Raw genomic sequence first — 586 nt, forward strand, 5'->3', positions numbered from 1 at the left:
GAAAATATATTAAGTTTGATCAATGAGAGACCGGTAAAACATTGTATAGTATTTTACACAGGATTATGGACTTGACTAAATAAAGTATTTTGATGAAATTTGTCAACTATATTATAACAAGAATTTTGGCTTAGCTTCGAAATCAGAGATTGACTTACTTTTTTTTAAATTTTATTATGAAGCACTAAGTGAACTACAAAATGGTAGTAAAAAAAGAATTAGTTTACCCTTCTGAAAATCAAGAATGGAAAGAGAATCTTTTAGCTTTAGTGCAATTTGCACATTTTGATAAATCAAATCACAAAGTTACTATGAGTATAAATGATCCTATTTTGTATATAGAATTAGAAAATTATATTGAGGAAAACAATATGTATTTTGAAAAGCAATTAAACCAAAAAAATTTTACAATTAGAGTTGAATATTTCATAGAATTATTGCTGTCAATGGATGAAAAACTAGAATAAAAACTAGAATATAGAGAAGTTATAGAAAATTTGAAAAAAAAGAGTCAAGTCCATAATCCTGTGTAAAATACTATACAATGTTTTACCGGTCTCTCATTGATCAAACTTAATATATTTTC

The 586-nt window shown here is 25.1% G+C and carries 1 protein-coding gene; it reads left to right on the forward strand.

Features of this window, described 5'->3' with window-relative positions; genetic code table 11:
- Positions 1-200 precede the first annotated feature (200 nt).
- Positions 201-467, forward strand: a complete 267-nt coding sequence (locus tag DVW83_RS14865) for a hypothetical protein (protein ID WP_113842335.1) — start codon at positions 201-203, stop codon at positions 465-467.
- Positions 468-586 lie beyond the last annotated feature (119 nt).

Origin of the sequence: Enterococcus sp. VV15 (assembly GCF_005236045.1) — a bacterium.
GTDB lineage: Bacteria > Bacillota > Bacilli > Lactobacillales > Enterococcaceae > Enterococcus_B > Enterococcus_B durans.

Coding starts and splice junctions, on each gene's coding strand:
- DVW83_RS14865 (WP_113842335.1), top strand. CDS start 201: ATGGTAGTAAAAAAAGAATTAGTTTACCCTTCTGAAAATCAAGAATGG.